Source organism: Bradyrhizobium sp. 157 (assembly GCF_023073815.1).
In the GTDB taxonomy this organism is placed as follows: domain Bacteria; phylum Pseudomonadota; class Alphaproteobacteria; order Rhizobiales; family Xanthobacteraceae; genus Bradyrhizobium.
Genome location: NZ_JADPKF010000021.1, coordinates 156,834 through 169,243, shown reverse-complemented (window position 1 = coordinate 169,243; position 12,410 = coordinate 156,834). Strand labels below are relative to the sequence as shown.

Annotated in this window: 12 protein-coding genes; 5 read left to right on the top strand and 7 right to left on the bottom strand. The window is 59.0% G+C overall.

Going from position 1 to position 12,410, the window contains the following annotated elements; translation table 11 throughout:
- The first annotated feature begins 392 nt into the window (after positions 1 to 392).
- The 3 genes from IVA95_RS05275 (at position 393) to IVA95_RS05265 (ending at position 2,517) form a co-directional block, all read left to right on the top strand.
- Positions 393 to 962, top strand: a complete 570-nt coding sequence (locus IVA95_RS05275; protein ID WP_247509536.1) for a hypothetical protein — start codon at positions 393 to 395, stop codon at positions 960 to 962.
- A 1,093-nt stretch (positions 963 to 2,055) separates the two neighbouring features.
- The gene (locus IVA95_RS05270) at positions 2,056 to 2,295 is read left to right on the top strand and encodes a hypothetical protein (protein ID WP_247509535.1); all 240 of its coding nucleotides are present in this window, start codon (positions 2,056 to 2,058) and stop codon (positions 2,293 to 2,295) included.
- 42 nt (positions 2,296 to 2,337) lie between these two features.
- Positions 2,338 to 2,517: a hypothetical protein gene (locus IVA95_RS05265; RefSeq protein ID WP_171581866.1), complete on the top strand. Its 180-nt coding sequence runs from the start codon at positions 2,338 to 2,340 to the stop codon at positions 2,515 to 2,517.
- A gap of 259 nt (positions 2,518 to 2,776) precedes the next feature.
- Here IVA95_RS05265 and IVA95_RS05260 read toward each other — a convergent pair whose 3' ends face one another.
- The 6 genes from IVA95_RS05260 to IVA95_RS05235 all read right to left on the bottom strand — a co-directional run bounded on the left by IVA95_RS05260 (position 2,777) and on the right by IVA95_RS05235 (position 8,469).
- Positions 2,777 to 3,535, bottom strand: coding sequence for a C13 family peptidase (locus IVA95_RS05260; protein WP_247509599.1), 759 nt, complete (start codon positions 3,533 to 3,535; stop codon positions 2,777 to 2,779).
- Positions 3,536 to 3,540: 5 nt separating this feature from the next.
- The gene (locus IVA95_RS05255; protein WP_057849050.1) at positions 3,541 to 3,897 is read right to left on the bottom strand and encodes an MTH938/NDUFAF3 family protein; all 357 of its coding nucleotides are present in this window, start codon (positions 3,895 to 3,897) and stop codon (positions 3,541 to 3,543) included.
- 72 nt (positions 3,898 to 3,969) lie between these two features.
- On the bottom strand, positions 3,970 to 5,070 hold the full coding sequence (amrS, locus tag IVA95_RS05250) for an AmmeMemoRadiSam system radical SAM enzyme (protein WP_247509534.1): 1,101 nt from the start codon (positions 5,068 to 5,070) through the stop codon (positions 3,970 to 3,972).
- Between the two features lie 950 nt (positions 5,071 to 6,020).
- Positions 6,021 to 6,791 carry a DUF899 family protein gene (locus IVA95_RS05245; RefSeq protein WP_247509533.1) on the bottom strand — a complete coding sequence of 257 codons (771 nt, stop codon included), beginning with the start codon at positions 6,789 to 6,791 and terminating at the stop codon, positions 6,021 to 6,023.
- Positions 6,792 to 7,143: 352 nt separating this feature from the next.
- Entirely contained in the window at positions 7,144 to 7,602 is a 459-nt protein-coding gene (locus IVA95_RS05240; protein ID WP_247509532.1) for a DUF3237 family protein, read from the bottom strand.
- Between the two features lie 363 nt (positions 7,603 to 7,965).
- Positions 7,966 to 8,469: a lipocalin-like domain-containing protein gene (locus IVA95_RS05235; protein WP_247509531.1), complete on the bottom strand. Its 504-nt coding sequence runs from the start codon at positions 8,467 to 8,469 to the stop codon at positions 7,966 to 7,968.
- A 750-nt stretch (positions 8,470 to 9,219) separates the two neighbouring features.
- Here IVA95_RS05235 and IVA95_RS05230 point away from each other — a divergent pair.
- On the top strand, positions 9,220 to 9,885 hold the full coding sequence (locus IVA95_RS05230; protein WP_247509530.1) for an AraC family transcriptional regulator: 666 nt from the start codon (positions 9,220 to 9,222) through the stop codon (positions 9,883 to 9,885).
- Positions 9,886 to 10,264: 379 nt separating this feature from the next.
- On the top strand, positions 10,265 to 10,573 hold the full coding sequence (locus tag IVA95_RS05225) for a hypothetical protein (RefSeq protein WP_247509529.1): 309 nt from the start codon (positions 10,265 to 10,267) through the stop codon (positions 10,571 to 10,573).
- Positions 10,574 to 10,740: 167 nt separating this feature from the next.
- Here IVA95_RS05225 and IVA95_RS05220 read toward each other — a convergent pair whose 3' ends face one another.
- A complete protein-coding gene (locus IVA95_RS05220; protein WP_256470155.1) occupies positions 10,741 to 11,940 on the bottom strand; it encodes an NAD(P)/FAD-dependent oxidoreductase in 1,200 nt (399 codons plus the stop codon).
- Between the last annotated feature and the right edge of the window lie 470 nt (positions 11,941 to 12,410).

Genomic DNA, 12,410 nt, shown 5'->3' with positions numbered 1-12,410 from the left:
GTGAACCGGTTAGCGCAAAAGGTGAGATCCTTCTCCGCGAGCCCGGAACTCCTAGCATCTTCTTTTGATCCGCGCCTCTGCGACGAAAAGGGCCGTTGGCTCCTGCATTCGATGGAGGAAGGCAGGTTGACGAGCCATCCTCTTGTTCGATCGCGATCTTTTCATAGCCGTTCCACTTTCTTGCCGTCGCTGCCCCGATATTGCCCTTTATCGCCCGCATCACGCCGGGCCGCTTTGCACCCGGGAGTGCATTGGTCTGAACCGTGACCGACCTCACAGCGACCAATTGGCAACCATGTAAAAATCAGGGAATGCGGGTTTCGAATCGTTAACCGCTCGTTCATGCCCCGTATGGAAATGCTGAACTGGAATTGAAATTGAGAAGTGCAACTATGTCTGCCCCGACTGCCGTGCCCGCTGAAATATCCCTCCAACCATCCTGCCGCAAGACCGCCGCTCATGCGCTCACCATCGTGCGCGACGGCGTGATCACCGGCGAGGGCCCAACCACCAAGGGCCGTATCCATTTCTCCCGCGCGCTCGATGCCGAGGACGCCGCGTGGTGCGCACGCATCCTCACCGTGAGCGCTGTTGAGCATGAGCCGGTGAGCCGCGCCGAAATCGAAGCGCTGTTCGAAATCAGCGATGCGGCCGCGGAACGCACCGACGACGGCCGTTTCGACGATTTGCTGGCCAAGGCGGTCGCCCACCATGCCGCTTCCGAGTCCGGCCTGCCGGTGCCGCCGCGCACGGTCGCGCTGTCGCCGGATACGCCGATCGAGAGCTGGGCGCCGGTGAAGGCCGCCAACATCGACACCAAGGTGCTGGAATGGATCGCCAGCCAGATGCGCGGCAAGCGCCACAGCAACCATCGCCTTGCCGCGCTGGTCGCCACCCTGGTCGGCGCCGCCGCGCTGCCGCTCGCGCAACTGCCGGGCATGCTGGATATGGGGATGCTGTAGTTCATTCGGCGATCATCGGTTTCAAGGCGGCGGGGTAGTGCCCGCCGTTTTTTTTGGGCGTCGTGCTCCATGACGGTGCGTCCAGTGCGCCTCGGCCTTTCCGCGTCATTGCGAGCGTAGCGAAGCAATCCATCGCACCACTAGCGGCGAGGTGGATTGCTTCGTCGCTTTGCTCCTCGCAATGACGTGGATAGATTTCGCGATCTCGCGGCGCGTTTCGCCCGAGGTATGCATCTTCTTTGCCCTCTTCGAAATCAGAGGGCGCAGGGAAGACCGGGTGCTGGCTGCACCCGAGGTCTCGTGTGCAATTTGCGCATAAGAACGCGCACACGAGCATACAGGTACAGCGGAAACACTCCGGCCTTCCCTGCGCAATGGCTTTACGGCTTACTTCGTGCTCTTCCCGGAGAACGGCTTTCTTGCCTCCGTCGCTCCACGAGATAATCCGTGAAACTTAGCGCCAGCACCGCGGCGCCCGAACCACACGACTTCGCCGTACGCGTCCGGCGCGTACGTCTATCGCGCCATTCACGTCCATCGCATCTCACCGCGCGTTCGTGACGATGGCCAACGCCCCTCATCTGCCGTGAGACGGGCGGAGTTATGCGACTGATTTGCCCTGCAAGTTAAGCGGAATATTTTTGCTTCCGGGGCTTGACACGATTTCGGAAAATCAGAAGTGATTTGCCCGTCGGGCACTCACTGCGATGCGTGACCGTTTAAACTTCAAGAATGAGGGCAGGAGTAGTGTGGATGCGGCAAGTATGCCGAAATGCATTGTCCGCGGATTCAGCGAGGCGCTGGGCTTTAATTCTCCCTCGGGCACCCCATATAAACCGAATGGCACAATGGAAATCGTCAACCACGCGGCAACCACCAATGACGAAGGATGAGTTGCGCCTGATGCTGACCGCGGCGGTACGCAATACGCAGCCAATCGCGGATCACAAGCCGAAACGCGCCCCGGAGGCCGAGGACGATCAATCCTAGCTAGCCGCCGCTCATTCGCAATAGCCAAGAAACACACCAGGCGCGGTGGCTAATGTCGATCCCGACAGCCTGACCTAATCGGACGCTCAAAAAGGAATAACGGATGCGGATTGCTGCCAAGCCCACCGAACAAGAGATCATCGAGGGGCCGCAAGCGGTGTCTTTTCAGATCGCGAACGGAACTGCGCGGCAGCGCTGCGTTCTGCAAACCGAGCTGCCGACCAAGGCGCTGGCGCAAAAATTTCTTCTCGCAAATTGGCCTGTTATCGAAAAGATGGCGCGCGACGCGCTCGCGGCCGGAAATCTTGAAGACGGCGAGATCAAACTCGCCATGGCGGCCTGAGCAGCTCATTATCAACACCAATTTTGAATTGCAGGAGCAGTTATGCTGAAAGATCGCGAGAATATCCTGAATGCGCTCCGCGAGAAGCCGCTCAAGGCCTACCAAGTCATGAGGCGTGCCAATCTTCCAAATGAGGAAGCTTGCCAATCCCTGCTTCTGAAAATGCGCGACGAAGGTCTGGTGAAATTCGATATCCACAAGGGGCATTGGCTCATCGGGTAGTCAGATACATGCGGCGGGGTTTTTTCCCCGCGGCCTTCTGTTCACCTTTCCCGCATCCAGCCCGACGCCCAAAGAAGAGGGCGCGGGCACTTGATGAGCCTGTTGTACGCGACAGGCTGGCCCAGCCTGGCGGTTCTAGCGCCAAAGCGGACATCGGGCGCGATAGCAACTTCGGTTGAGCCGACATGCGGCACGTTTCGGTCATAGATCAATACGGACGAGGATTTCGGCAGACAGGCGTCGGAAGGTGGCCGGTCGCTCAAGGGCGCGAAATGAGCAGTGGCTGCACGTTTTCGCCGCCTGCCATTAGGGGGTTCGAAGGCTCGAAGCGCTCGCGCACTTCTCGCTTTCTGACGAGCGAACGCGCAACAACAAAGGCGTCCTTCAGGCTCTTGGCTTGTCGGAGTGCTATATTGAAAAACGCGTTGCCGAAATAGGTCCATTTGGCTTTGTCCCGGCAGCCGAACGATGGATGGTCGGCATCGGCCGCGGTGATTACCAGCGTATCGGGGTTCGCGAGACGAGGGATGAAGACCCCGGAATAGCAGGCCGAGATGACCACCACCTTGTATCGCATGCCGGTCCGCGCCAGCATGTAGGCAAGATTAGACGGCGTGAGGGTCTGCGTAAGCCGCCCCGCTTTGACTGCAAGGCCGGCGCGGGAGCCGTGCGAGGTGAGAATCAAAAACAGAATGTCGTTGTTGGCGTCCATCCCATTGGCCGCCGCTTGCAAGGACTTGGCCAGGCCTTCAATCGTTGCACTTCCGCCTTTCTTCGAATTGTGTTGCACGTTGATCGCGGCGCCCCCGAAACGGTCCGCGACGACCTGTGCTGCGCCGGTCGCCTCGCGTCTAAACACGCCTTGATCGCCAAAAAGGCCGAAGGACACCACGCTCACCTTGCGAGTATCCTCAACGGCGTGCACCGTCGAAACCGACAGCGCAACGGTCAAAACAAAAGCAATGAGCGGCGTGCCGATCCGGCGGATCCAACGTGGATACACTGCTTCACCAGGCATTTCTTTCAACAGGTCACGTGAAAGAGTCCGATCCTCTTTGTCCTCGACCGGTTGAACATTCGGATTGCCTCGGGTGTCGGCTTCAACACGACCTCGCAGCCCTTTCTTTCGAAATAGGCTTCAGCTTCTGGTGACAGGTGCACGTTGCCCATCTGGCCCGAGCCAATGACGACCTGATCGCACCCCTTCTCGAAGAGAAACTTTGCCTCGTCTTTCGAAAGCACGTGCGAGGTGCCATACAGCTTCTTTGATAGCTTCTTTTTCCGCTTCACAACTTCGCCGGAAAGACGAACGACCACGTCGTGCTGATAAGTCTTTCCGTCAATCGTAATCGCGCCAAAGATGGTGCTGTCAATCTTCATCGTGACCTCCTAATCAGGCTCCCGCTCCAACACGCAGCAGCGAGGGCGCCTCGACGTCGCTATCATCCTCATTCACGAGCGTTCCAGTCTGCCGATCCGGATCGGGGCGCGCCGCTGCCCCCAGTTGCCCGGGTGCGCCTCGAACAAGCCGGGGATTGCGGTGGAGCAAATATCGCAGCGGCCGTCCCCTGTGAGCCGCCAAGTGGTGATGTCATACCAATCTCGGCCGATGATCCGTTCACCGCAGCCCGGGCAGTACGTGCTTTGGCCCCTCTCGTCATGGACATTGCCGGTGTAGACGAAATGCAGCCCGACCTTGCGCGCGATATCGCGAGCCGTCGTCAGCGTGAAGGCCGGCGTACGGGGCAGATCCAGCATCTTGTAGTCAGGGTGGAAGGCGGTGAAATGCAACGGCACGTCAGGTCCTAGCCTTGTCATCACCCATTCGCTCAGCTTTTTCACCTCCTCCGGGCTGTCATTGTGACCCGGGATCAGCAGCGTTGTGATCTCGGACCAGACCTTCGTCTTGTTCTTCAGATACTCGAGCGTCTCAAGGACGGCGCCGAGATGGCCGGTGCACAGCCGCTTGTAGAACGCCTCGGTGAACGCCTTGAGGTCGACATTGGCGGCGTCCATGAAGGCGTAAAGCTCCTCCCGCGCCGCCGCGTCAATGTAGCCCGCTGTGACCGCCACGTTCTTGATCCCGCGCCGGCGCGCCACCCTTGCAACATCCACGGCATATTCGAGGAAGATGACGGGGTCATTGTAGGTGTAGGCGATGGAACGCGAGCCCGTGGCAATCGCGGCCTCGACAATATCTTCCGGCGAGGCCGCGTCCTGGAGCCGGTCGAGTTCTCGCGCCTTGGAGATGTCCCAGTTCTGGCAGAATTTGCAGGTCAGGTTGCACCCTGCGGTACCGAACGACAACACGGGAGTTCCGGGCAGATAGTGGTTCAGTGGCTTCTTCTCTATTGGATCGACACAGAACCCCGAGGAGCGGCCGTACGTCGTGAGCACGATCCGGTCGTCCTGCCGGCCACGCACGAAGCACAGGCCGCGCTGGCCTTCGTTAAGCCTGCAATAGCGCGGGCAGATATCGCACTGGATACGCCCGTCTTCAAGCCGGTGCCAGTAGCGGCCAGGAACACCTTCCAAACGCTCGGGTTCGGTCATGGAATTCGTCGTGTGGATCGCTGGGCAGACCTCAGTTTGTTGCCAACGGGCGTGACGGAGAGTGGCCACGATATTGGGTCGGGCCCCCTAAGGGCACGAACGCCCGTGGACGTCGGCTCATCTTATTCCTGATGGGCGGAGATGGTAAGCCCGCCGGCCACTTTTGCGGGGCCTGCGACAACCTTAGACGAATTGATCAGGGTCAAAAACAGACTTACCGGAACGACGGCTTCTGGGGCGCAAAGCGGACATTCGGCTCAACGCCGATGTCGGCTAAGGCCAAGAGGAGACACTCTGATCGGATAATCCCTATTCTGCGCGATCAGGACTTCCCCTTGAATTTAAAGGATCCGAAGAATTTATCTTTCTTTTCCGCCACCACGTCGCGATACGCATTGGGGTATCAATCGCTAGTATGTAGAGCGCACCTTTCATCCTGATATGGCGGAAATGCGCAGTTGTTGCCGAGTTGGCGACTGAGAATAACAGATTATCGGGGTCATCCTTGGAATTGCGGCTTACATCAGACACTTTGTTCGCCGGGTTGGATGAGAAAGATTTGAGGATCGCCGCAAGGTCGACAGGCGTCTTTCCAGTTGCCGGCAATCCACCGCTGTAAACTTGATCCCCTCAGAACTCGTAGCACCGACGATCGTTTGCCAAGAGGACGACGAAGGGAAGACCAACTTTGTCTTCGATTTTATTGTATGGATCCTGACAAGCTTTGTTTCGGTAGAAAGCCTTCTGAAGCAACGAGTACTCTTGTACGCGCCTTGACCGGGATCTTGAGCCAAACCCGTCTTCACCGGCTGATACCGACAACATGCGCATCTGCACCGAGATAGAAGATTTTGGGTGGCGAGCGCATGCGATGGCGTCTTCGGGCTGATAAAAATCCGCGGCTATGTTTTTTTGGCTGCTGATTCTGGGATATACAGTTTGAGGTTTGTTTACGGTTGCTTGTTGGCCTGCACCTCAGTCCGACAGCATGCGTATTCGAGCTGCTCGTTCGCGTCCGGCCGCCCTGCGGGAGTAAGATCCATAAGGGTCCACATCGGCTCCACCGTACCAAGATGCCGTGGATCCTGTTTCGGCTCGGTCGGCATGAACAATAGTTCGGAGGCCCAATTCAACCTGATGACCCCATCCGGGCCCTTGTGAAACACGGTGAGGATGGGCATCTGCTGCCCCTCTTCATCCTCACCATGATAGTCCCGTTTGAAGCTGTTGTTGGCGGCTGAAAGCAGTTTCAAATTGCGCCAGCCGCGATGCGCGGCGAAGGCCGCGATCCGCTCGATCGGCGCTTTGGCGACGGCCGCGATGTTCGCTCCCAATCCCTCGACGTGGGGTATCGCTCCCTCCCAGTTGTCGAGCAAAGCGGTGCAGGATGGGCACGGCCCTTCCTCCAGCGGCAGCTGCGCTACCGGACCAACGCTTGGCCCCGGCCGCTTATCGCCGCGGTGCCGAGGGAACATGTAATGGTAGATGAGCAGCGTATCAGTGCCCGGCCGGAACAGTTCCGAGAGGCGCACCTTCGCTGGCGCCCCTTTGGCATCAATATGATCGAACTCGTAGTCCTCGGGAGCGGGCCCTCCCGGCGGCAGTGCCCGGATCTCCGCGGCCACGGCCTCCATTTCGCGCCTGAGCGCTACCTCGCGCTCCAGTAGTTTATTGCGAGCAGCTCGATACTGTGGACTTTCATTGGGAAAGGTCACGCCCATGGATAACTCCATCACCGCGCGTTAGTTGGATTTGTAGCACGTTTCCAGATTTTCAAGTCTTGCAGGCATCAGGCGGCACGACCACCAATGTCGGCTTTAGATCCAAAAACGGAAGTTGCTGCCTTGCGGCGGGATGTCTGCCTTACCCCGATGAACGGACAAAGTCAGATTGTTTCGGCATGTCCGAAAAGTGCCAAAGGCGTCAGTCGACCGTATTCGATCACCTCGTCGATCTGCGCAAGCGGAGATGCCGGCACAGTGAGACTGAGCGCTTTGGCAGCTTTGAGATTGAGGACCAACGCGACTTCGCAGGCTGCTGGACCGGACAGTCATCCGGCCGTCCCCCTTGCTTTCACTGCATGAAGCCTTCGGCGCGGACCTTCCCGGTCGCCAGGCTCGCGGTCCCCACACCCCAGATCTGTCGCTCATTGACCCAGGCATAGTTTTTGGACGCGGTGGAGAGGCGGACGTTTGCGAAGATGTCGAGCACCGGCTCGCCGGGTCGCGGCGCCGCCTGGCCGTCACCAGACAACGCGATCCGGTGGCCGTCCTCAGTCTCGATGATGACGTGCAGGTCCAGCTCGATGCGACCATCGGCGCGTACCCGCAGATAGTCGACGCCGTGCGCGTGTCCCGCGAGGCGGCCCTCGTACCGCCCATCGACCGCAAGGTCAAATCGAGCTCCGTGTAGTGGAATCGCTTCCTGGCCGGCAAGGATGGCGTCCATGCTCACGCCGTAGTCGGTGACTCCAGTGATATTGAGTTCCATGTCGTAAATCTTCTCGCCCCTCATTGCTGCATTTCGAGTCATTGCATTTCTCCTGGTAACTCCTGTTGTTTGGCCCGGATCGCCGACATCCAGTCGAACGGGTGACCACCAAGACGACATGTTCGGGATAAATTATTTTCGCTGGATATGGGGCGATAGGGGGTCACGGTCTAGCGCTGAGCGAGCGCGGAGAAAATGTCTCATGTGGGTCAAAAACGGACTTCTTGGGAATGTCGGCTTTGGGTCCAACAAGAGACATTGGCCCCTCTGGACGTCGACTAAATATGAGCCGCCACCGCACGCACCGCGGGGAGCATCAGCTCGGCGCGCGGGCCCGCCGACAGAGCCCGCCCAGCCGAAGCCGCGGGCGGGATCGCTTAGCTAGTCGCGGTCGTGTCGGAGCTTCTACTTGACTCGTCTCAACACTGTTTGAGCTGTCCCACCCCCGGCGACCGTCGGAGCTGGGTTGGTCCACCTCATTTCGTCAGCCGTCAGAGTGATAGTTCGCTTTTGCTCCTGCCCCTCCGCGTTCGGGTAGTTACTGGCCTCAACATTGAAGATTAAGGTCTTGTCGTTGACCGAGTACGTGCCGGAGTAGGCGAGGGCTCCATGCACGGCCGCTTTGTTTTCCTCTGGAGTGCCTTGGTCACGGTTGTTGGCCGCGAATTTGGGGCGGTCAGGACGCGAGAGCAGATAAGCAAAGCGGCCATTGCTATCGAAGATGACGAAGCCTTTTGGATTGGCACTAAATGGCTGGTACTTGGTGCCATCCGGGCGTGTGAGATCGACTGAGACCCACGACCAGGTTCCTACGAGGTCTTTTGCAGTCTGCCCGAAAGCGTAGCCCAAAGGCAGCGCAAGTCCCAAGACTGTCATCGCGGATATGCTGAGAGCGTTACGTCGATTCATGATGCTCCTCCAGCTACAAAGCTCAGCACGCACGCTACAAGCAGCGCGCGGCCGCGCGGATTGTGAGTGCTGTTCACACCGGCAAAAAATGACTGTCGGTCGACGGAAAGTAGGATGCCCGCCGACGGCATCAATGCTGCCCGTTCACTCGAACGAAATGTCGGCACATCCCGTTTCCGAGGCAGCTCTCGGACAACTTACACTATTTTCTCATGGACGCGGAAGTGGGCTGCCGCGGCAATGAGCGATCGCAGCCGCCACACCGCAGAGCAGAAGATGCTCATTGGAAGTCGCGCCGAACGGTTAAGTCACCGGCCTTGACAAGTCACGTTATTGCGGATGTGATTGGCGAGTTCCGGCGGCGACATCCGGCGCATGATCGTGCTCGGCTTTGGGTTCAAAAACGGACTTCTTGGGAACGTCGGCTATTGGGCGCAAAGCGGACTCGTGCCATGAGCTAGGAACTGATGGGTCAATTCGCCAAGATCATTCGTGTTTGGGGGATGCGGCATCCCCGGATTAAGTCGCAAACGTCCGACTTCGATCCGGAAGCGGGAGGCCGCACCACTAAGCGAAACTTTCAAGCTGAACGAACCCTAGCCTGCCTTTCGTAGCTTCAGGCTGTCGTAGAACGCGGTTTCGAAGTTTAAGTAACCGACGAACGAAGCCGGATCGCCGAAAGGCAGAATTTGTGTGGCCCAGAATCCACCGAACCCCGGCCCATGGAAGCAGGATCATGTTGGCCGAGGCGTGACGACATTGCTAACGCGCGCGGAGCCTTCGAACTGGGTCTGGCGACACGATATCGAAGTTTCTCATTTCTATATCTCGCCCGCGCTCATGATGAAGACGGCAAGCGAGGCTTTCGACCGCGACGCGGAGCGAGTTGAACTCCATGACCTGGTGCGCGCAGAAGATCCGGTATTGGCCTGGATCAGCGATCAAATGATTCAGGAGGTGGCCGCTGGAGGTCCGGGCGGCCGGCTCTGTTATGATGCGCTGGCACTTCAGGCCAGTGTGCACATCCTGCGAAAATATGCCTCTGTCCAGTTCAAGTTGCCGCGCTCGCAGGGACGTTTCAGGCCCGCCCATGCACGGCTGATCGAGGACTACATCGAGCAAAACATCTTCCGCAACATCACGCTCGAGGAGTTGGCCAATATATGCAGCTGCACGCCGGTTCAGTTCGCACGCAAATTCCAATCGCATTACGCAACCCGGCCGCACGCCTATGTCTTGAAGCGCAAGGTGGAACGTGCGTGCCAGCATCTGCGTAAAGATCGCCTGGCGCTCAAGGAAATCGCGCTTCTGAGCGGCTTTTCCGATCAAAGCCATCTTAATCGGGTCTTTCGCCGGTACATGAACGTCACGCCGGCTGAATATCGCAAGCACAATTGCGATAGCAGCATTGAATAGTTCAAGAGCGGGTTGTCTTCGGCGCGCATGAAAAGCTTTCATCTTGACACGGCGAACTAGATTTTCTGGTCCGCTCCGGGGCCGGCTTGGAGTCCGATTTTGGCATCGCTGACCCGGATGCGATCAGTCCGGCGGACAGCAATACGATTGTGCGGCGCATCAGAGTTCCCCACAAATGCGCGGGTTTCGGCGATCCGCCGTCGCCCCGCTTTAGCTCTGCAATAGGATTTTAGCTCTGCGACAGGATTGTTACACTGTGTGGAACCGGTCAGCAGGGCCCGAACAGGATCGCAGCAGCAGCCGCGTCCGGGCAAAGGTTTGGACCTCTCGGAGGAAACATTGGAGCTCTGGCGCCGTTCTCATTGCCAGGAGGCTCGCCATGAGCAAGTTTCATGAGAAGGTCGAAGCTCAGACCAAACAGATCATCGGGCAAATGCTCGGTGACGAACTGCTGGTCCGGGAAGGTAAGGAGCAACATCGGCAAGCGACAGAGCCCGAACCGACGGATTCCAGCTCGTCCAACGGCAGCCATGATCAAGGAATCGTCCGTGACGAGCGCGGACAGGAGCAGCCTCGGGACAAGGAGCGCGCCCAGCGGGTGAGCCGAGTGGACCGAGGCGGCGACCCGCCGGGAAAGAAGCAGAAGGGTCAGGCCGGTTCCAAGCGGGTCCAGGACGCGAACCCATAGATTCCGAATTCCGAGTACTCGGTTGAAATCCGCTTTGGCGCGCAATCAGGTCGGACCTTGGGGCAGGTCCGAAAGGTTCCAAGTACCAGTCATGGTGCGACTGCTTGTGCGATCAGCCGAGCTGAAGGAGCCACCACGGAGAGCGCGCATGACGTTCGACGGTCGTGCTAAGCCGCCATAATCGCATTGACGTTCTCCGGCGCGAAGAACGCGGCGGGTGATATTGTCCCGGCATTCATCCGCGCGAACCCGTCCATCGCCTTCTGGTTACCGAGAATCGCTCCAAGAAGCTGCTGCATTTCTGGTGGCGGTGGTTCCAGCGTCGCTAGCATGCAGGTGAAATCGTACATTGCCTTCACCCGTGCATCGCGCGCGCACTGATATTCGCTCATCGCCGCTTCAAACGGTTGCGCTCCGGAAAAGACCTTGTCGAACGCGAGCGCGCAGAGTTCGGCGTCATGGAAGGCGTCCATGATTCCTTGTCCAGTGATGAAGTCCCTGTTGTAGCCCGCGTCGCCCACGAGCACCCAGCCGGGGCCGTAGGGCTTGCGAAAGTAGTTCGGCACCGCCGCACCGGCGAAGCGCGCTTCCCGCTTGGCTTCGCGCAGGCGATCGGCGAACGCCGGCGCCAACGCGATGGTCTTCAGGTAATTCCCTTCGATGTCCTTCCTGCAATCGTCGAACCTTGCGTATGACCAACCGGCGATCACCATCGTGAGCCCGTCATGGGTTGGAGCGGCGGCGAATCCGGTCCCGTCACGAACATATTGCTCGAACCTGCCGGACATCGGCAGTCCGTTCCAGTAGGTGTAATACGCGACGAGCAGAATTGGTTTCTCGTCATAGTGCTCTGGCCGGACCGCTTCGGCCACGAACGAGTGTCTGCCGTCGGCGCCGACGACGATTTCAGCGCGCTCGCTGATAGAGCCGCCATGCTTCGAGCGGCCCTTGATGCCGACCGTTCGTCCGTCCTCGATCAAGATTTCATCCACGGCGAAGCCTTCGCGAATTTCCGCGCCGGACTGAGCCGCAGCATCGACGAGCAGCTTGTCGAGTATCGTGCGGCGCGGACAGTACGCAACCGGCGCTTCACTGGTGCCCGGCGCGCCCACAATCGTGAAAGGACCAAAGTCGAAAGCGTAGCTGTCGATCGGCGGGCACCCGGTCACGGTCAGACGATCGAGAAGGCCCCAACTGGATAGGGCACTTACGCCCAGGGGATGCAAGATATGGGTGGAGATCGTATCGCTCGGAAAAGTTGCGCGGTCGACCACGAGAACCCGATATCCTTTCCGTGCCAGCAGCATTGCGGTCGGCGATCCCGCGCAGCGGGCGCCCACTACGATTGCGTCGAATGCCTTGGTCATCGCGACTCTCTCCTTGTGCTGACAAATCAGACTCGGGCCAGCGCATCACGGGTCCGCGGCGTGCCATGGCTGGTGCTTAGAGAGAAACGGAAGCCGGCGCTTCGGGAGAACGCCCCAATCGGCCACTGCAACCGTATGGGTGATCTTCCCCATTCGCGGGCGCGGTAGCTATGGCATGATCGCGACGTGTCGAAGTCGGCGGCAAGCCGCCGGGAAGGAGAAACGATATGAGTGATACATTTGAGGGGCGTTGTCTCTGTGGTGCCGTACGCTTCCGTGCCGCTGCGCGCCCGAAATGGGTCCTGTGGTGCCACTGCGAGAGTTGCCGGCGCCATACCGGAGCGCCGGCATCCGTCTTCGTTGCCTTCGACGACTCCGCCGTCACGGTAACAAGCGGAGCGATCAGCAAATACAATTCATCGCCGGGCGTGGAGCGCGGGTTCTGCGCAAGGTGCGGCTCGACTTTGACC

Coding starts and splice junctions, on each gene's coding strand:
- amrS (WP_247509534.1), bottom strand. CDS start 5,070: ATGACCGAACCCGAGCGTTTGGAAGGTGTTCCTGGCCGCTACTGGCAC.
- IVA95_RS05240 (WP_247509532.1), bottom strand. CDS start 7,602: ATGACTCGAAATGCAGCAATGAGGGGCGAGAAGATTTACGACATGGAA.
- IVA95_RS05245 (WP_247509533.1), bottom strand. CDS start 6,791: ATGGGCGTGACCTTTCCCAATGAAAGTCCACAGTATCGAGCTGCTCGC.
- IVA95_RS05255 (WP_057849050.1), bottom strand. CDS start 3,897: ATGAAGATTGACAGCACCATCTTTGGCGCGATTACGATTGACGGAAAG.
- IVA95_RS05225 (WP_247509529.1), top strand. CDS start 10,265: ATGAGCAAGTTTCATGAGAAGGTCGAAGCTCAGACCAAACAGATCATC.
- IVA95_RS05275 (WP_247509536.1), top strand. CDS start 393: ATGTCTGCCCCGACTGCCGTGCCCGCTGAAATATCCCTCCAACCATCC.
- IVA95_RS05270 (WP_247509535.1), top strand. CDS start 2,056: ATGCGGATTGCTGCCAAGCCCACCGAACAAGAGATCATCGAGGGGCCG.
- IVA95_RS05260 (WP_247509599.1), bottom strand. CDS start 3,535: ATGCCTGGTGAAGCAGTGTATCCACGTTGGATCCGCCGGATCGGCACG.
- IVA95_RS05220 (WP_256470155.1), bottom strand. CDS start 11,940: ATGACCAAGGCATTCGACGCAATCGTAGTGGGCGCCCGCTGCGCGGGA.
- IVA95_RS05235 (WP_247509531.1), bottom strand. CDS start 8,469: ATGAATCGACGTAACGCTCTCAGCATATCCGCGATGACAGTCTTGGGA.
- IVA95_RS05265 (WP_171581866.1), top strand. CDS start 2,338: ATGCTGAAAGATCGCGAGAATATCCTGAATGCGCTCCGCGAGAAGCCG.